The 16,643-nt window shown below is 60.5% G+C and carries 19 protein-coding genes; 16 read left to right on the top strand and 3 right to left on the bottom strand.

Features of this window, described 5'->3' with window-relative positions:
* Positions 1-2: 2 nt before the first annotated feature.
* The 5 genes from DENOEST_RS09000 to DENOEST_RS08980 all read left to right on the top strand — a co-directional run bounded on the left by DENOEST_RS09000 (position 3) and on the right by DENOEST_RS08980 (position 2,538).
* Positions 3-431, top strand: a complete 429-nt coding sequence (locus DENOEST_RS09000) for a hypothetical protein (RefSeq protein WP_145769065.1) — start codon at positions 3-5, stop codon at positions 429-431.
* Between the two features lie 39 nt (positions 432-470).
* Positions 471-812 (top strand): P-II family nitrogen regulator, encoded by a 342-nt coding sequence (locus tag DENOEST_RS08995; RefSeq protein WP_145769064.1) that lies wholly within the window; start codon positions 471-473, stop codon positions 810-812.
* The gene (locus tag DENOEST_RS08990) at positions 809-1,381 is read left to right on the top strand and encodes an ankyrin repeat domain-containing protein (protein ID WP_145769063.1); all 573 of its coding nucleotides are present in this window, start codon (positions 809-811) and stop codon (positions 1,379-1,381) included. The genes DENOEST_RS08995 and DENOEST_RS08990 overlap by 4 nt, the downstream gene beginning before the upstream one ends.
* A gap of 86 nt (positions 1,382-1,467) precedes the next feature.
* Positions 1,468-1,839 (top strand): hypothetical protein, encoded by a 372-nt coding sequence (locus DENOEST_RS08985; RefSeq protein ID WP_145769062.1) that lies wholly within the window; start codon positions 1,468-1,470, stop codon positions 1,837-1,839.
* Positions 1,840-1,875: 36 nt separating this feature from the next.
* Positions 1,876-2,538, top strand: coding sequence for a hypothetical protein (locus tag DENOEST_RS08980; RefSeq protein ID WP_145769061.1), 663 nt, complete (start codon positions 1,876-1,878; stop codon positions 2,536-2,538).
* Between the two features lie 97 nt (positions 2,539-2,635).
* On the opposite strand, the gene DENOEST_RS08975 is transcribed toward DENOEST_RS08980, so the two are convergent.
* Positions 2,636-4,849 carry a heavy metal translocating P-type ATPase gene (locus tag DENOEST_RS08975; protein WP_145769060.1) on the bottom strand — a complete coding sequence of 738 codons (2,214 nt, stop codon included), beginning with the start codon at positions 4,847-4,849 and terminating at the stop codon, positions 2,636-2,638.
* A gap of 119 nt (positions 4,850-4,968) precedes the next feature.
* Between DENOEST_RS08975 and cadR the strand changes: the two genes are divergently transcribed.
* Positions 4,969-5,451 carry a Cd(II)/Pb(II)-responsive transcriptional regulator gene (gene cadR, locus DENOEST_RS08970; RefSeq protein WP_145769059.1) on the top strand — a complete coding sequence of 161 codons (483 nt, stop codon included), beginning with the start codon at positions 4,969-4,971 and terminating at the stop codon, positions 5,449-5,451.
* Positions 5,452-5,455: 4 nt separating this feature from the next.
* Here the strand turns inward: cadR and DENOEST_RS08965 are convergent, their stop codons facing one another.
* Both DENOEST_RS08965 and DENOEST_RS08960 read right to left on the bottom strand, forming a co-directional pair.
* Complete coding sequence (locus DENOEST_RS08965; protein ID WP_145769058.1) at positions 5,456-6,856, bottom strand: heavy metal sensor histidine kinase; 1,401 nt, start codon at positions 6,854-6,856, stop codon at positions 5,456-5,458.
* Entirely contained in the window at positions 6,853-7,530 is a 678-nt protein-coding gene (locus tag DENOEST_RS08960) for a heavy metal response regulator transcription factor (RefSeq protein WP_145769057.1), read from the bottom strand. The genes DENOEST_RS08965 and DENOEST_RS08960 overlap by 4 nt, the downstream gene beginning before the upstream one ends.
* A 220-nt stretch (positions 7,531-7,750) precedes the next feature.
* Between DENOEST_RS08960 and DENOEST_RS08955 the strand changes: the two genes are divergently transcribed.
* From DENOEST_RS08955 to DENOEST_RS08910, 10 genes are all read left to right on the top strand, one after another.
* Positions 7,751-9,010 carry a TolC family protein gene (locus DENOEST_RS08955; RefSeq protein WP_145769056.1) on the top strand — a complete coding sequence of 420 codons (1,260 nt, stop codon included), beginning with the start codon at positions 7,751-7,753 and terminating at the stop codon, positions 9,008-9,010.
* A gap of 23 nt (positions 9,011-9,033) precedes the next feature.
* Entirely contained in the window at positions 9,034-9,552 is a 519-nt protein-coding gene (locus DENOEST_RS08950; protein WP_197970564.1) for a hypothetical protein, read from the top strand.
* A complete protein-coding gene (locus DENOEST_RS08945; protein WP_197970563.1) occupies positions 9,552-10,703 on the top strand; it encodes an efflux RND transporter periplasmic adaptor subunit in 1,152 nt (383 codons plus the stop codon). Before DENOEST_RS08950 ends, DENOEST_RS08945 begins: the two co-directional genes overlap by 1 nt.
* Position 10,704: 1 nt before the next feature.
* Entirely contained in the window at positions 10,705-13,821 is a 3,117-nt protein-coding gene (locus DENOEST_RS08940) for an efflux RND transporter permease subunit (RefSeq protein ID WP_145769054.1), read from the top strand.
* Between the two features lie 29 nt (positions 13,822-13,850).
* On the top strand, positions 13,851-14,306 hold the full coding sequence (locus DENOEST_RS08935) for a hypothetical protein (RefSeq protein ID WP_145769053.1): 456 nt from the start codon (positions 13,851-13,853) through the stop codon (positions 14,304-14,306).
* A gap of 131 nt (positions 14,307-14,437) precedes the next feature.
* Complete coding sequence (locus tag DENOEST_RS08930) at positions 14,438-14,872, top strand: DUF411 domain-containing protein (RefSeq protein ID WP_145769052.1); 435 nt, start codon at positions 14,438-14,440, stop codon at positions 14,870-14,872.
* Between the two features lie 23 nt (positions 14,873-14,895).
* Positions 14,896-15,240 (top strand): copper-binding protein, encoded by a 345-nt coding sequence (locus DENOEST_RS08925; protein ID WP_145769051.1) that lies wholly within the window; start codon positions 14,896-14,898, stop codon positions 15,238-15,240.
* A 108-nt stretch (positions 15,241-15,348) separates the two neighbouring features.
* Positions 15,349-15,531, top strand: coding sequence for a hypothetical protein (locus DENOEST_RS08920; RefSeq protein WP_145769050.1), 183 nt, complete (start codon positions 15,349-15,351; stop codon positions 15,529-15,531).
* Positions 15,532-15,896: 365 nt separating this feature from the next.
* Entirely contained in the window at positions 15,897-16,175 is a 279-nt protein-coding gene (locus tag DENOEST_RS08915; protein WP_145769049.1) for a CopK family periplasmic copper-binding protein, read from the top strand.
* Positions 16,176-16,257: 82 nt separating this feature from the next.
* Positions 16,258-16,641, top strand: a complete 384-nt coding sequence (locus DENOEST_RS08910; protein ID WP_145769048.1) for a copper-binding protein — start codon at positions 16,258-16,260, stop codon at positions 16,639-16,641.
* Positions 16,642-16,643 lie beyond the last annotated feature (2 nt).

Here is a 16,643-nt window from a genome sequence, read left to right as displayed (position 1 = left end):
TCATGAAAACATGGCTCGCAGCATCGGCATGCCTGATAACGCTCACACTGGTTGGCTGCGCCGGGCATACGCACAGCCTGATGCGGGATGAGAGCGATCAGGATATTGCTGTCGGTACGTTCCGGCACGAGGGATCGGAGGGGGCGTCGATGGCTCTGGAATTTCGGGGCACCCGCCTTGAAGCGAGCGGTTTTGCCATCCAGCGCAACCAGAATCTGGCGGAACTGCGACGGAAATATTATCCGGGCAAGCATTACGACCGGATTTTTTCCGGACTGGATAGCGATCACTACGTGTATACGGCCCAGCCCGAATTGCGTTCAAGCAATGGCACGACCTTGCGGTGCTCCGCTGTATGGCGGTCAGGCGGCTCTCCGGCAGGACATTGCGTGACTGCGGAGGGTACGCACGTCAACTTCCGGTTCGAGTGAGCCGGCGACAGATTGCAAAGTGAACGAAGGAGAACCGACATGAAAGAGATCAAGGCATTCATCCGTCAGCATCGCATCGCCGACGTGCTGCAGGCGCTGCGGCAATCGGGCCTGTGCGAACTGGCTACCCCCGGCGCCAGTTGCCACAACATCACCGTATCCCAGGTGCAACGGCCGCTGGCCAGCACGGACCCGACGCAGCAGCATTACTCCATGGAGTTGGCCGAAGCCGTCGTCACCGAGTACAAGCTGGAACTGGCATGCGCGGACGACGCGGCCGATGCTTTGGTTGACGCCATCGCCAAAGCGGCGCATACGGGGCAGACCGAAGCGGGCTGGATTTTTGTGAACGATATTCAGCGTGCAGTCGAGGTCAGATGATGCAGTCATTGAAAGAAGAACACAAGCTTCGGCCAACTGTGGCCAGAGGCGCAGCACACTCTTCCGTTGAGGCGGCCTGTGTGGAGGCGGTTCAGGAGGGAAGGTTGGCGCGTGTGCGCGTGTTTCTGCGGGACGGAGTTGCTGTCAATTGGCAAGATGCAAAAGGCTTCAGTTTGCTGTTTCACGCGATCTTCAGAAGGCATTTCACCATTGCCGAAGAGTTGCTCGCGCAAGGCGCGAATATCGATCTTGCTGATAATCATGGTTGGACACCGCTATTCTGGGCTGCTTTCAATGGCCACACGGACATCGTCGGTTTTCTCGTTGCGCATCGCGCAGCCGCAAATGCGGCGACCCATGAATGTGACCGGCCCTTGTTCATGGCTGCTTACAAGGGGCATCTGGAAGTGGTCCGAGTGCTTTTGGCCGGCGGGGCTCGGTGGGACGCAATCGAATCCGGGGGCCGCGATGCACTATGGGTGGCCCGCATGAATGGCCATCACGAGATCGTAAAACTACTTGAGACAAAAGCGGCGGCGCCCGATGCGCCGCTTCCAGGTACACATTGACGCCAGGATTAAGTTGACAAAGCCAATAGGCGCCTGTGAGTAGCTGGCAATTATTCATACGACATTGGCGAATCAAAGGAAATACCATGCAAACGAAGTTCGCAATGACCTGTGGAATCCTGTTCGGATTGAGCGCATGCGCTTCGACAGGCACGCTCCAAACTACACAGCCTGGAACAAAACTTACCGGTTCGGTTACCCGAGGCGTTGTTGAACCATATCGAGTCGAAGTCAGTCTCAATGGCAAGACGTATACAGGCGAATGGCGCACCACGGCACCGACACCGGAACAAAAGGCGGCGACGTCATATCCGCACCAAAAGCATATTGGTCAAGTGCGATCCACCCTCAAGGCTAGCGATGGCAGCGTGCTTGACTGTCACTGGGACACCCACGGTGAAACGGCGGAGGGAAGTTGTTCGTCTGGTGACCGCTCCTATCCGCTCATCCTGAAGTAACCGCTCCATTGAGGGCTAACTGGAAAGGACAAAAAAATGATCAAAAGAACGCTATTGTCTTCGCTGCTCATGGCCGGCCTTGCCGGCTGTGCCGCTTCACCTGACTTGCCTTCAGCATATACGCTGGATTCCAACAGACCAGAGGGCTTGGCCATTGTCTCTTTGACTCTGAGCGGCAAGCCTCTGGAGAAGGTATCGGGCTACGAATATCGGATCCGGGAAGTATTGCCGCGCGGAGAAGCCTACGCCGTCGTCTCGCAGCATTACGCGTCAGCGCGACAGCATGCGCGGGCGGTACAGGAAGGGGGCAAGGAACGCCCATTCACGCATTCGGTAGTGGTCAAGGGACCGAACAATACCGATGCGCTTGACATTCAGGATGGCGGCAAGACAACGGGGCGACTGGCAGCCATTCGACTGCTACCCGGAGAATACGAATTCCATACGTGGCAGGTGCGTGAGCCAAGTCCCTATGGAGAAACCGAGTACCGGCCAGCGCGTGATTTCGTTTATCGCTTCAGCATCAAGCCCGGAGAGGCGACATATATCGGCCGCCTGAATCTGTATCTTGGCCCGGGCAATATCGAGCGCATCGCCATTAAAGACCGGCAGGCTGAGGACACAAGCCTACTCGGCCATAAATATCCTGCGCTTCGCACAGCAAGACTCACTGCTTCAGTTGGAACCATTCAGCCGTGAGCCGTTGTTGAATCCGACGTCGTTCACTGGTCATCAATCAATCACGCTACCGACCCTTGTCCTTCGTACAAACATTACATGCTTTCCAGCATCGCCGTTACTTGCGCAACATTCGAAGCCCGTTCGCCACAACCAGTAGGCTTGCCCCCATATCGGCAAAGACAGCCATCCACATTGTGGCGTTGCCGAACAATGCAAGTGCCAAGAATACGGCCTTGATACACAGTGCCAGCATGATGTTCTGCCAAAGCACGGTATGGGTGTGCCGCGACAACCGAATGGCTTCAGGAATCCGCCGCAGATCGTCGTTCATGATTACGATGTCGGCGGCCTCCATCGCGGTATCGGTTCCGGCCGCGCCCATCGCCACGCCAATGTCGGCACGGGCCAGCGCCGGCGCATCGTTGATGCCGTCGCCGGTCATGGCGGTCGAACCATAGCGCTTTTGCATTTCCTCGATGGCCGCTAGCTTGTCTTCGGGCAGCAGGTTGCCGCGCGCATCGTCGATGCCGGCCTCGCGGGCAATGGTGGCGGCCGTCGCGCTGTTGTCGCCGGTGAGCATTACCGAGGCGACGCCAAGTTGATGCAGTTCGGCGATGGCCGTGCGCGAGCTGTCCTTGATCGTGTCGGCAACGGCAAAAATCGCCAGCACCTTCTTCTCCGAGGCCAGCAGGGTCACACTGCGACCCTGTGACTCGTGGATCGCCAGCCGCGCCTCGATTTCCTTGCTGCACAGGCCGCGCTCCTCAATCAAGCGATGATTGCCTAGCGTCAGCCGTTCGCCATCGGTGCGTGCCTCGATGCCTCGCCCGGGAAGCGCGACGAAATCCTGGAGGCTATTCTCGGGCAGGTCGAGTCCGCGCGCGATAGCCTTCGAGACGGGATGGTCGGAGTGCCCGGCGAGACTGGCGGCCCAAGCCAACACGCGGGCCTCCGGCACGGCCGAAGATAGCGTCTCGGTCGCCACCAGGCGCGGCTTGCCTTCGGTGATGGTGCCGGTCTTGTCCAGCGCGATGGCGCGCAGCTTGCGCGCCTCTTCCAGATAGACGCCCCCCTTGATCAGAATGCCGCGCCGGGCCGCCGCCGCCAATCCGCTCACGACCGTTACCGGCGTGGCGATCACCAGTGCGCAGGGGCAGGCGATCACCAGTAGTACGAGTGCCTTGTACAGCGCATCGGACCAATTCCAGCCCAGCAGCCAGGGCGTCAGCAGGGCCACCGCGACAGCGATCGCGAAAACCGATGGCGTGTAGATCTCGGCAAATCGGTCGACGAAACGCTGGGTCGGTGCCTTTGTTCCTTGGGCTTGCTCCACGGCATGGATGATCCGGGCCAGTGTCGTATTGGTGGAGATCGCCGTGACCCGAAATTCGAGCGTGCCGGTTTCGTTGATCGTGCCGGCGAACACGATGTCGCCCTCGGCCTTGTCCACCGGGATGCTTTCGCCGGTAACCGGAGCCTGGTTGACCGCGCTTGTTCCCGCCGTCACGCGACCATCTAGCGGGATTCGCGCACCGGGTTTGACGCGCACGAAGGCGTCGAGCGTTACCTGCACAGCGGGAACTTCCCGCCAGACGCCATCGGCCTGCCGAACCTCAGCCGTATCGGGCGTCAGATCGAGCAGGCTCTTGATGGCATTGCGCGCCCGATCCACCGACCGCGCCTCGATCAGCTCGGCGATGGCATACAGCGCCATGACCATCGCCGCCTCGGGCCACTGCCCGATCAGGAAGGCGCCAGTCACCGCCACGCCCATCAGCGCGTTCATGTTCAACTGGCCCCGGCGCAACGCCGCCAGTCCCTTGGTGTAGGTCGACAACCCGGCGAGCCCGATGGCTATGGTCGCCATCGCCATGCCCAGCCCCTTGAACGGCAACGTATCGGGCGCAATAAAGTGCACCAGTTCGGCGCCCGTGGCCAGGGTCAGCGCCAACAGGGCTTTCCACAAATCAGCCTTTGTGGAACTGCCTTCCCTTGCTTCGCTGCCAGCGGCGAGTGTCTTGGTTTCGTAACCGGCCTGGCGAATGGCCGCGACGGCGGCGGGTAATACCGAGTCGGGTGCGTCGATGGATAGCGTCCGTGCCGACAGTTGGAAGCTCAATGAACGAATGCCATCGATATTTGCCAGGGCGCGGCGAATGTCGTTTTCCTCGCTGGGACAATCCATCGCCGGAATTAGCAGAACGGTCGCGCTGGCCTGGCCAGCCGCGAATGGCGGCCCGGACAGGGGAAGCGTAGTCGAGCAACTGCCGCTGCACCCGCAGCCGGAGGATTTGATCCGAATCGTGTGTTCGGATGTGGGTGATGTCATGAAAGAATCTCCTTGCTTGACGACATTTAAAACCCTGTAGCGGCTAAAGAGTCAAGGGACTACAATCGCGGCATAAATTCGATGCTGTCCTGGCACAAGGAAGTGAGTTACACACCACCATGAAAATCGGAGAACTGGCCCGCCATACCGGTACCCAGGTAGAGACCATCCGCTATTACGAGCGCGAGGGGCTGTTGCCGGAAACCGCGCGTACCGATGGCAACTATCGCATCTATGGACACTCGCATGCGGAACGGCTGCGCTTCATCCGCAACTGCCGCAGCCTGGACATGACGCTCGACGAGATTCGACTACTGCTGCGCTTCAAGGATTCGCCAGAGGAAAACTGCGGTGGCGTGAATGACTTGCTCGACGAGCACATCGGCCATGTCGCCAGCCGCATCCGCGAACTGCGCCAACTGGAACGGCAACTCAAGGGGCTGCGCGAACTCTGTCAGGAGGTCAGCGATGCCGGGCACTGCGGCATTCTTAATGAATTGAAGCAGTCATCCATTAATTCGTCCGACGGCAACGGCCACATGCGGGGTGCCCACAAAGGAGGAAGCGTCCATCCGGCAGTCGCGAAGGTTCGTCGACGCTGATGCCTCAATGCGATGCCGGAATTTTCAGTTCAAACATCGTGACACCTTCGGCCGACTGAACCGACACAGATCCACCGTGCGCTTGAATGATCGAGCGCGTGATCGCCAGCCCCAGACCAGCCCCATCTGCAAGGCGTTTCCGCGAAGGGTCGGTCCGGTAGAAACGGTCAAAGAGACGCGGCAGATGCTCTGGCGAGATCGTCTCGCCGGAGTTTTCAACCTGGATCATTGCCGTTCGATCTTCATTCATGCCGATTTGAATTCGGACATAACTCCCTCGGGGAGTATGTCCGAAGGCATTTGACAGCAAGTTGCCGATGGCCCGGCGCAGCATCAGGCGGTCTCCACTTACCGTGGCGCTCCCATCGACAGTCAGAGTAACGCCGTTTTCCTCGGCGACAGCCTCGTAGAAAGAGGCCAGCCCCTCTGCCTCTGTTCGAAGATCAACCGCTTCGAGATTCGGCATCACCAGATCGTTGTCGGCCTTGGCAAGGAACAGCATGTCGGCGATCATTTTCGCCATGCGTTCCAGTTCTTCCGCGTTGGAAGCAAGAACGTCCTGGTATTCATCAACCGTTCTGGAACGCGAAAGCATGACCTGGGTCTGCGTCAGCAGGTTGCTGACCGGCGTTCGCAGTTCGTGGGCGATGTCCGATGAAAAGTCTGACAAGCGCCGGAAGGAATCCTCCAGACGAGCCAGCATCTGGTTGAGGGTTTCGGCCAGATCGACCAGTTCGACAGGGATCGATTCGGTGGGTAGCCTGGAATCCAGCCGATCCGCCGTAATGGCTGCCGCCTCGCGCTTGATAGCGTGCAAGGGCGTCAGCCCGCGCTTGGCCGCCATCCAGCCGAGTAGTCCGGTGATGAACGCGGCCAAGACGACAACCGACCACAGCGTAGTCCGAAACGAACCCATGAAACGCTCATGGTGGGAGATGTCCGTCGCAATGGCAACGACAGCCGGTTTCTCCCCCTTGATGCCGGATAGGACCGTTTCCGAAATCCCGCGCATAGGTACACCGCCCTTCGATTTCCAGATGATCGGACGCGATTGCGAGATATTTGAAGTTTGCATAAGCAAGGCCTGCGGAAACTCGGCTCCGCTGGTAACGAACAGAGTCTGCCCCGATGGCGCCACCACCACGACCGCGAGACCGTGATGCCCCACCAGTGAGTCATCCAGTTGTTGCGGCAAGGCATCCAGATCGCTTTGCGAATGTACCTTTTCCAAGGCGTGCCGGGTCAGTTCCAGTTTGCCGTTCAGTACCTCCATGTCCAGCTCTTCGAAGTGGTGCTCGACCGAATTGCCGATCAACAGCCCAAGCACGAGCAGGACGGCGGTCGATGCGGAAGCGAACAGCAGCGTCAGGCGGTAAGTGATGGATTTGCGTCCGGCAGGCTTCACTCGGTGATCTCCAGCACATAGCCCATGCCACGCACGGTACGGATCAGCTTGGGTTCGAAATCATCGTCGACTTTTGCCCGCAGGCGGCGCATCGCGACTTCGATCACGTTGGAATCGCTGTCGAAATTCATGTCCCAGACCTGCGAAGCGATCAGGGAGCGCGGCAAGACCTCGCCTTGGCGTCGCAGCAGCAGTTCCAGCAAGGCGAATTCCTTGGCGGTCAGATCGATGCGCTTGCCGGAGCGTGTGACCCGACGCCGCATCAGGTCGAGTTCGAGGTCGGCGATGCGCAGAAACTCGGGCTCCTTTGCCTTGCTGCCGCGCCGCAGATGGATGCGCACGCGTGCCAACAGTTCCGCGAAGGCGAAAGGCTTCACCATGTAATCGTCGGCCCCCAGCTCCAAGCCATGCACACGATCCTGTACCTGGTCGCGGGCCGTCAGGAACAGCACAGGCATGTCCTTGCCGGCTCGGCGTATACCCTGCAGCACCGCCCAGCCGTCGATGCCGGGCAGCATGACATCCAGTATCGCCAAGTCATAGGCGTCTGTCAGCGCCAGATGCAGCCCGTCCAGACCATCGCGCGCCAGGTCGACGACGAACCCGGCCTCGGTCAAGCCTTGACGCAAGTAATCCCCGGTTTTGATCTCGTCTTCGACGACCAGTATTTTCATGAGTGTTCTCCCGTGTTGCGATTTTCGCCATTCTGCGTCGGCAACATGGGAAATCCTGCCAGATTACAGAAATGTAATCTGGCAGTCAGTATGGCGTTAGGTGTGGCTGCGCAGAATTCGCTCATCGTGGAACAGGAGCGAATGCTGTGGAAACTCATACTCAAAATCGTCAGGACATTGCGCGCCGTCGCCTATTCCTGTTTCTCGCTTCGCGGCAGGCATGAAACCCACCTTCTCCCATCAATCCCGCCAACTGAGGCTGGTGGCGGTTGGCGCTGTCGGGCTGCTCGCCGGTCTTTCCGTGCAGGCGGCAGAAACGCCGAAATCCGGACTGGCGACATCTGTGGAACAGGCCTGGCGCTTGAACCCGCAAGCCGCCGGATTGGATGCCCGCGAGGCCGAGGCACGCGCTGCGAAGGATGTCGCGGCCGGACTGACGCCCAAGCCAGGCTCGGTCAGCATCGGTAGCATGAACGACCGGCTCAACCGCAATCAGGGCAAGCAGGAATATGAAGTCGAACTGGCGGTGCCACTGTGGCTGCCCGGCCAGAAAGCAGCGCGTGAAGGCGAAGCGGCAAGCCGCATCGACGAAGCCGTTGCCAGACGAACTGCCGTGCGCCTGGAGGTCGGCGGCGAATTGCGGGAGGCGTGGTGGGCGTTGGCAGCGGCACGCAGTGCAAAGGTGCTGGCGGCACGGCGCCTGGAAACCGCACGCGCCCTGGAAACGGATGTCGTTCGGCGCTACAAGGTCGGCGAATTGTCCCGTATCGACGCCAATCTGGCGCAAACCGAGACGCATGTCGCCAATGCCGAGCTGATCGAGACGGAGGCAACGCTGCTCCAGGCCGAGCAGGCCGTGCAAACCCTCACTGGTTTTCCCGCCCCGAAGGATCTTGACGAAGAGTCGCCGACAACTACGCGACTTGTCGGTGAAGCCGGCGATTCCGTTGAATCCCACCCCTTGCTGGCCGCAACCGCAGCCGCTGCACGCAGCGCCCGTGCGCGCGTCCAAGTTGCGGATGAATCGCGTCGTGCCGCGCCGGAACTGGCCTTGCGGGTGGTACGCGAGCGCGGCGATTTCGCCGAGTCCTACTCCAACAGCGTGGGCATCAAGCTCAAGATCCCGTTTTCATCGGGTTCCCAGGTGCGTTGGGAAACGTCGGCGGCGCAGGCCGAGGCGAACCAGGCTGATGCCAACCTGCTGCGTACCCAGACCCGGGTTTGGCTCGACGTCGAGCGCGCACAACGCAACCTGCAGGCGGCACAGCGCCAGCTCGCCATGGCACAGGAACGCCGTCAGCTTTCCGCCGAGAACCTGCGTCTCGCCGAGAAAGCCTTTTCGCTGGGCGAATCCGACCTGGCGACCTTGTTGCGCATTCGGGCCGCCGCCTTTGATGCCGATGCCTTTTTTGACCGCCAGCGCGTGGCCCGCGCCGCCGCGATATCACGTTTGAACCAAGCTCTGGGAGTGTTGCCGTGAAGCATGTGAAGAAGTTTTTTCTTGTGACGCTCGTCACTTTTTCCTTGCCCGTCTGGGCAGGCGGGGACAGTAGCGATGGGCATAGCCACGAAGCGCCGGCACCTCTCCCGGTCAGCCAGAGTGTCACGCCGCGTGCCGCCGCAACGACCGAGGAATTCGAGGTCGTCACCTCGCTCGAAGGCAAGAAGCTGGTGGTGTATGTCGATCGTTTCGCCAGCAATGAACCGGTGACACAAGCCAAGGTGGAGATCGAGGGTGCGGGGCTGAAGGGAGTGGCCAGCGAAACCACACCCGGAACCTACGTGCTCGATGTCGCCACGCCCCTGCCGCCGGCCAAGCATCCGCTGACCATCAGCGTCGAGGCCGGCGATAGCGTCGATCTCCTTACCGCAACGCTGGATACCTCCGCTTCCGTGACCAATGAGGTGCATACCCACGGTTGGAGCGAGTGGGCTGTCTGGGTACTGGCTGGAGCGCTGCTTCTGGTAGCCGGGATTCTGTTTGCTGCACGGCGCCGCAAGCGTGCCAAGAAGGGGATTTGATGATGCGCAAGATCGACTTATATAGGCTGGTGGCCGCACTGGCATTAGGCATGGCTTCGGGAACGGCCCTGGCCCATGGCGACGAGGATCACAGCCAAGACGCCAAGAAGCAGACGCCTGCCGCCGTGTCGGCGGGAGGAACAACCGGGGTGGCTGCAGCGCTGCAGCGGCTGGCCGACGGCAGTCTGTTCGTGCCGAAGCCGGTGCAACGTCAGCTAGGTTTGCGCACCCAGCCGGTGCGTATCGCCGAACTGGCGGCGACGGTTGAATTGAACGGCCAGATCATTCCCGATCCGGAAACGAGCGGACGGGTGCAGGCCATGTTCGCCGGTAGCGTCATCCCCGGCCCGAAGGGCATGCCGACCGCTGGGAGGAAGGTCGCCAAAGGCGAAGTCCTGGCCTACCTGCGTCCGATCAGTGGCGCCATCGAACGTGGCAACCAGAAGGCAAGCCTTGCCGAACTCGAAGCGCAGTTGGCCATCGCCGAGGGCAAGATGAAACGCTTTGAGCAGCTCGAAGGCGCCGTGCCGCAGAAAGAGATCGAGGCCGCGCGCATCGAGCACGCCGCCTTGCTGCAACGGCGGGCATATGTCCGGGCCAGCATCGACTCCTCCGAACAGCTCGTGGCACCGGCGACCGGCATCGTCAGCGCCTCGCACCACTTGCTGGCCGGGCAGGTGGTCGATGCCAAGGAAGTGCTGTTCGAGATCGTCGATCCCGCCCGCCTCGCCGTGGAGGCGCTGGCTTACGATGTCGGCATCGCCAAGACCTTGGTTTCCGCCAGCGCCTTGGCAGATCAAACCGCGCTGGACCTCAAGTTTGTCGGCGGCGGCCAGCAACTGCGCGAGCAGGCCTTGCCCCTGCTGTTTCGCATCACCAACCCTAACGCGGCAGTGGCTGTTGGTCAGCCGGTCAAAGTGATCGTCCGTATCGACAAAGGTGTCAAGGGCGCGACCGTGCCACGGGCGGCACTGACCAAAGTCGGCGCTGGCGAGACGGCGGTTTGGGTCCATACCGAGGCGGAGCGCTTCGTCGCCCGCCGGATTCGTCACCAGTCGCTCGATGCTGCCAACGTCGCCATCCTTGATGGCCTGCATGACGGCGACCGCGTGGTGACCGTCGGCGCCGGGCTGCTCTCGCAGGTGCGCTGACATGTTCGACTACATCATTCACGCCGCGCTCAAGCAGCGGCTGATCGTTCTCGGCATCTCGCTGCTGCTGATCATCTATGGCGCGATCACGCTGCGACAGATGCCGGTCGACGTTTTCCCCGACCTTAACAAGCCGACCGTTACCCTGATGACCGAGGCTGGCGGCATGGCCCCGGAGGAAGTCGAGCAACTGGTGACCTTCCCGGTCGAGTCGAGCATGAACGGCATGCCGGGTGTGACGCGTGTGCGCTCGGTGTCGGGTATCGGTCTGTCGATTATCTACGTCGAGTTCGAATGGGGTTCCGACATCTATCGCAACCGCCAGCAGATCGCCGAACGCCTCAATCTGGTACGCGAAGCCTTGCCACCCGGCATCGTGCCGCAGCTCGGGCCGATCTCGTCGATCATGGGCGAGATTTTGCTGATCGCACTGCCGGCTGATCCCGACAAGATCAGTCCGATGGTGGTCCGTGAATATGCGGACTGGGTGGTGCGCCCGCGCCTGCTGACGATTCCCGGCGTCGCCCAGGTCATACCGATCGGCGGCGAAGTGCGGCAATACCGTGTCGAGATCAAGCCGGCGCAGCTCCAGGCGCTCGGCATCGAGCGGGAGAAGCTGGAAACTGCCCTGAGGGACTTTGGCGCCAACACTAGCGGCGGTTTTCTCGAAGCCCAGGGCCGCGAATGGCTGATCCGTCAGATCGGTCGCAGTTCGCGAATCGAAGACTTGCAGAATCTCGTGGTGACGGTCAAGAACGGCCAGCCGATCCTGCTCAAGCAGGTGGCGGACGTGAAGCTCGCCCCGTCCATCAAGCGTGGCGACGGCAGTTACAAGGGGAAGCCGGCCGTGATTCTCTCGGTGCAGAAGCAGCCGGCCGCCGACAGCGTCAAACTGACCCGCGAAGTCGAGAAAGCAATGGCCGTGCTCGGCAAGAGCCTGCCCAAGGGATTCGATACGCCGTCCTTTCTGTTCAAGCAGGCCGACTTCATCGAGCATTCGGTAAACAACGTTGAAGAGGCGCTGCGCGACGGCGCCATCCTGGTAGCTGTGATCCTCTTCATGTTCCTGCTCAACGTGCGCACCACGCTGATTTCACTGATGGCGATTCCGGTGTCGCTGTTGGCCACGGCGCTGGTCTTCCATTACTTCGGTCTGTCGATCAACACCATGACGCTGGGCGGTCTGGCCATCGCCATCGGTGAGCTGGTGGATGATGCTGTGGTCGGCGTGGAGAACGTATTGCGACGTCTGAAGCTGAACCGAGCCGCGGGTTTGGCAAACTCGGCCCCGCGCCCGGTTGCGGAAGTTATCGCCGCCGCCACGCTGGAAGTGCGCTCCGCCATCGTTTATGCGACCGTGATCATCGTCCTGGTATTCGTGCCGCTGTTCGTGCTGCCGGGCATCGAGGGACGGCTGTTCACGCCGCTCGGCATCGCCTACATTGTCTCGATTCTCGCCAGCATGATCGTTTCGGTGACGCTGACGCCGGTGATGGCCTATTACCTCTTGCCGCGGATGAAGCAGCTCCACGCCGGCGACAGCCCGCTGGTAATTTGGCTCAAGCGCTGGGATGCGAAGCTTCTGCATTGGTCATTCGGTCATGCGCGCAGCCTGCTGGCCGGCGCCGTGGCACTGGTCATCATCGTCGCGGCAAGCGTTCCCTTCTTTCCGCGCTCTTTCCTGCCGCCTTTCAACGAAGGCACGTTGACGGTCAATGTCCTGCTCAATCCCGGCACTTCGCTCGCAGAATCCAACAACATCGCCACTCTGGCCGAGCAATTGGTGATGCAAGTGCCCGAGGTGACTCAGGTCGGACGCCGTACCGGCCGCGCCGAACTCGATGAGCATGCGGAAGGTGTGCACTACACCGAAATGGACGTAGACCTGAAAGCCTCGGCGCGTAGCCGCGACGCGATCATCGCCGACATCCGGCAGCGTCTAGCCAGCCTGCCTGCCGCCTCCAACGTCGGCCAACCGATTTCGCACCGGCTCGACCACCTGCTCTCCGGTGTGCGTGCCCAGATTGCGCTGAAGATTTACGGCGACGATCTCGATACCTTGCGCGGACTGGCGGCCGAGATGCGTGACCGGCTGGCGCGGATTCCCGGTGTGACCGATCTGCAGATCGAAAAGCAGGTGCTGATCCCGCAGATCAAGATTCGCCTCGACTACGAGCAGGCAGCACGCTACGGCGTGGCGCCAGGTAACCTATTACGCGGGCTGGAACAAATGATCGAGGGCGAGAGAATCACCCAGATCATCGAGGGTAACCGTCGCTTCGACCTGCTGGTGCGCTTGCCGGAGTCCGCGCGCGGGCCGCAGGCATTGGCCGACCTGCTGATCGAGACGCCGACCGGTTACGTGCCCTTGTCCAAGATCGCCAGCGTCGAGGAAAGCGACGGCCCCAACCAGGTCAGCCGCGAGAACTCCCGTCGCCGTATCGTGCTCTCGGCCAACACCGACGGCCGCGACATGTCGAAGGTGATTGCCGACATCCGTGCCGAGTTGGCCGCCAAACCTTTGCCCGAGGGCTATTTCACCGCGCTCGAAGGACAGTTCCAGGCGCAGGAGCAGGCGGCCCGGCTGATCACCTTGCTCGCGCTGGTGTCGCTGACGATGATTTTCATTGTTCTCTACAGCCGCTACCGCTCGATGGCGCTGACCTTGATCATCATGGGCAACATCCCGCTGGCGCTGATCGGTAGCGTGATCGCGCTGTGGATTTCCGGGCAGCCGCTGTCTGTGGCGGCCCTGGTCGGCTTCATCACGCTGACCGGCATCGCCACGCGCAACGGCATCCTCAAGATCAGCCATTACATCAACCTGTGTGCGTTCGAAGGCGAAACCTTCGGGCAGCACATGATCGTGCGCGGCTCGCTGGAGCGGCTGACACCGGTATTGATGACCGCGCTGGTGGCCGCCTTCGCGCTGATGCCGCTGCTGCTTTCCGCCGACGCCCCGGGCAAGGAAGTGCTGCATCCGGTGGCGGTGGTGATCTTCGGCGGCCTGGTCAGCTCGACCCTGCTCGATACCCTGCTGACCCCGGTGATGTTCTGGCTGTGGGGCCAACGCCCCCTCGATCATCTGTTGGCCAGCCAGGAAAAAGAAAGTTTCTAGTCCGTTCCAATACCAAGGAGATGTTTGCCATGAAGAAAGCCCTGTTCCTGATTGCCGCCGCCAGTGCATTTGGTCTGGCGAGCCCGACGTTGCTTGCCCACACCGACGAAGTCCTGGATACCCAGAAAGCGCCCAACGGCGGCCAGCTGCGCATGGCCGGGGTCTATCACTACGAACTGGTGGTCGTCAAGGACAGCAAGGAAGCGAAGGACAACGCGGTGGTCGTGTATGTCACCGATCACGACGGTAAGAAGGTTGCCACCAGCGGCGCAAGCGGCACGGCAACCATCTTGGCCGGCAAGGCCAAGGCGACCGCGACACTGGCTCCGGACGGCGACAACCGGCTCAAGGGGATGGCCAAGTACATCTCGGCGTTGGATATGAAGGTCGTCGTGTCGATCGCCTTTCCGGGCAAGGCGGCCGAACAGGCGCGCTTTACCCCGCTGGCTGTCGCGAAGGATGGGCATGCTGATCACAAGCATTGATGATGCAGGCCACCCGCCGGAAACGACTGCAAGAGGAAGGCGCAGATAACGGAAATGTAATTTCCGGGTCAGCTTCCTGTCGGGATGAATGGGTCAGACTGCTTCCATCCGAACAACCGAGGAACTCCGTCATGAAGCTCAACCGATATGCACTACTGTTGATCTCCCTTCTGGGCGCTTCCGCCGCCATGGCGCAAGCCACTGTGGTCGAGGTATTCAAAAGTCCGTATTGCGGATGCTGCGGCAAATGGGTCGAGCATCTGCGGCAGAGCGGTTTCGAGGTCAAGGCGCATGACGTGGAGGACGTGCCTGCCGTCAGGCAGAAGCTCGGCATGCCGGACCGGTTGGGTTCCTGCCATACCGCCAAGATCGGCGGGTATGTCGTCGAGGGCCACGTCCCTGCCGCCGACATCCAGCGTCTGCTGAAAGAGAAGCCGAAGGCCCTGGGCCTGTCGGTTCCCTCCATGCCGCCCGGCTCGCCGGGAATGGAAAGTTCGAAGCCGATGCCCTATCAAACGTTGCTGGTCCAATCCGACGGATCGACACGCGTATTCGCCCAACACTGAACCGCTTGTCACAGGAGAACATCATGAAAACCATTGCCGCCATCGCCTTCGTTGTCGCCGCCGGAATTTCCATGCCGGGAATTGCCGCCTCAGATCACAATTCGCACGCCGGACACGACACGATGTCCGCAAAGCCAAGTGCGGATGCCCCGCTGATAGATGGCTTGGTGAAGAAAATAGACAAATCCGCCGGCAAGGTCACGGTATCCCATGGCCCTTTGCCGAACGGCATGCCGGCGATGACCATGGTCTTCAAGGTCAAGGACATGGCATGGCTCGACCAGATGAAGGATGGCGGTAAGATTCGTTTCGCAGCCGACCAGATTTACGGGGCGATGACGATTGTCCGCTTCGTGCTGGAGCAATAGCATGGCCCGCTTGGAAATCGCCGATGGGCGGTTGCGCAGCAATCCGCTGGTCGCCTCGCAACACGCCGACTCGCGTGAAACACACCGGAGCGACGCCGCACTCGGTCGATGAGCATCCGTATCCACCACATCGAGAATGCGCCCCCGGCATTACTTGATTACATGATTTACGGCAGCCTCATCGGCATCGTCATTGCCTTTGTCATCGTTTTTCATTTCAGCAGGAAGCCGCAGCCCTGCCAGAAAAATAGCAACCAGCGCGAAAACAAGCGCAAGCGAAGCGTCAGATAGACAACGTGGATAGAACAACCAATGGACATGCTTTCCCATGCGCTCTGGGCAGATATCGGACGACGGGTCCTATCGGACTTCGTCCCAGAAACAATGCCTGCTCGGTTGGGTTATCGCCGGAGCGCTACTCCCCGATTTGATGCACGCCATTTCTGTACCTTCACGCATTCGGCCGACTACTACCCCGTGCGGACGTTCTATCCCATCAGCGAGTGGAGCTTTGGTGGCGGGGCGTGGAATTTCCCTGCATTCATTTCAACTAACTTGGGATTGGCCATTCGAAGGCAGTGTAAAGCCCATGTTGGTTGTTTCACCCGGCGCAGCCAGTGCGCCGATTTTTGTTCATTTCTCAAAGGAGAATCACCATGCGTAAATACATACTTCCCCTGCTGATGCTGTTGTCCCTGTCCGCGTTTGCCGCCGACGAACGGGTCAAGCCCGGAGAGACCATCGAGCTAAAGGACGGCGGCAAAGTCACTGTCCAGAAGGACGGCACCATGGTCCATATCGATGCCGGCGGAAACCGCGTCAAGATGCGAGACAAGGTGGTCATGGAAGCCAAGGATGGGAGCAAGTTCGTCATGAAGAACAACGCCCTTTGGAAGACGCTCACCGAAAAGGGCACCCTCAACCCGAAGTTCTGAGTTAGCTGCGGACGGCCCGCCAGCCGTCCGCCATCGTCCGACGATGAGAGTCGATTTTTAACCCGTAGTGAAAGGAACCACGATGAAGCAACCGGCAACCCTCACCCTCTTGGTCGCCCTGGCCCTCGGGGCCAGCACAGCATTTGCCGCCGACATGATGGGCGACATGAAGGGGATGGACATGGGCAAGCAGAAGATGGATGACGCAAAGCTTATGGATATGGGTAGCCAGAAGGCCAAGCCGAGTGCCACCCACCAGGCTGTTGGCGTGGTGAAGGAGATCGATTCCAGGGCCGGGATGGTGACCTTCGCCCACGAGCCGGTGAAGAGCCTCAATTGGCCGGCAATGACCATGGGTTTTGTCGTCAAGGACAAGGCGCTGCTCGACAAACTGGCCGTGGGCAAGAAGGTCGAATTCGAATTCGTCAAAGAAGGCAAAGGGTACGCGGTAACGGGCGTGAAGTAAGC

It is taken from the genome of Denitratisoma oestradiolicum (genome assembly GCF_902813185.1).
Lineage (GTDB): Bacteria > Pseudomonadota > Gammaproteobacteria > Burkholderiales > Rhodocyclaceae > Denitratisoma > Denitratisoma oestradiolicum.
This window is presented reverse-complemented; position numbering and strand designations above follow the sequence as displayed.

Coding starts and splice junctions, on each gene's coding strand:
- DENOEST_RS08960 (WP_145769057.1), bottom strand. CDS start 7,530: ATGAAAATACTGGTCGTCGAAGACGAGATCAAAACCGGGGATTACTTG.
- DENOEST_RS08995 (WP_145769064.1), top strand. CDS start 471: ATGAAAGAGATCAAGGCATTCATCCGTCAGCATCGCATCGCCGACGTG.
- DENOEST_RS08935 (WP_145769053.1), top strand. CDS start 13,851: ATGAAGAAAGCCCTGTTCCTGATTGCCGCCGCCAGTGCATTTGGTCTG.
- DENOEST_RS08955 (WP_145769056.1), top strand. CDS start 7,751: ATGAAACCCACCTTCTCCCATCAATCCCGCCAACTGAGGCTGGTGGCG.
- DENOEST_RS08940 (WP_145769054.1), top strand. CDS start 10,705: ATGTTCGACTACATCATTCACGCCGCGCTCAAGCAGCGGCTGATCGTT.
- DENOEST_RS08930 (WP_145769052.1), top strand. CDS start 14,438: ATGAAGCTCAACCGATATGCACTACTGTTGATCTCCCTTCTGGGCGCT.
- DENOEST_RS08990 (WP_145769063.1), top strand. CDS start 809: ATGATGCAGTCATTGAAAGAAGAACACAAGCTTCGGCCAACTGTGGCC.
- DENOEST_RS08910 (WP_145769048.1), top strand. CDS start 16,258: ATGAAGCAACCGGCAACCCTCACCCTCTTGGTCGCCCTGGCCCTCGGG.
- DENOEST_RS08915 (WP_145769049.1), top strand. CDS start 15,897: ATGCGTAAATACATACTTCCCCTGCTGATGCTGTTGTCCCTGTCCGCG.
- DENOEST_RS08975 (WP_145769060.1), bottom strand. CDS start 4,849: ATGACATCACCCACATCCGAACACACGATTCGGATCAAATCCTCCGGC.
- DENOEST_RS09000 (WP_145769065.1), top strand. CDS start 3: ATGAAAACATGGCTCGCAGCATCGGCATGCCTGATAACGCTCACACTG.
- DENOEST_RS08980 (WP_145769061.1), top strand. CDS start 1,876: ATGATCAAAAGAACGCTATTGTCTTCGCTGCTCATGGCCGGCCTTGCC.
- DENOEST_RS08925 (WP_145769051.1), top strand. CDS start 14,896: ATGAAAACCATTGCCGCCATCGCCTTCGTTGTCGCCGCCGGAATTTCC.
- DENOEST_RS08920 (WP_145769050.1), top strand. CDS start 15,349: ATGAGCATCCGTATCCACCACATCGAGAATGCGCCCCCGGCATTACTT.
- DENOEST_RS08945 (WP_197970563.1), top strand. CDS start 9,552: ATGATGCGCAAGATCGACTTATATAGGCTGGTGGCCGCACTGGCATTA.
- DENOEST_RS08985 (WP_145769062.1), top strand. CDS start 1,468: ATGCAAACGAAGTTCGCAATGACCTGTGGAATCCTGTTCGGATTGAGC.
- cadR (WP_145769059.1), top strand. CDS start 4,969: ATGAAAATCGGAGAACTGGCCCGCCATACCGGTACCCAGGTAGAGACC.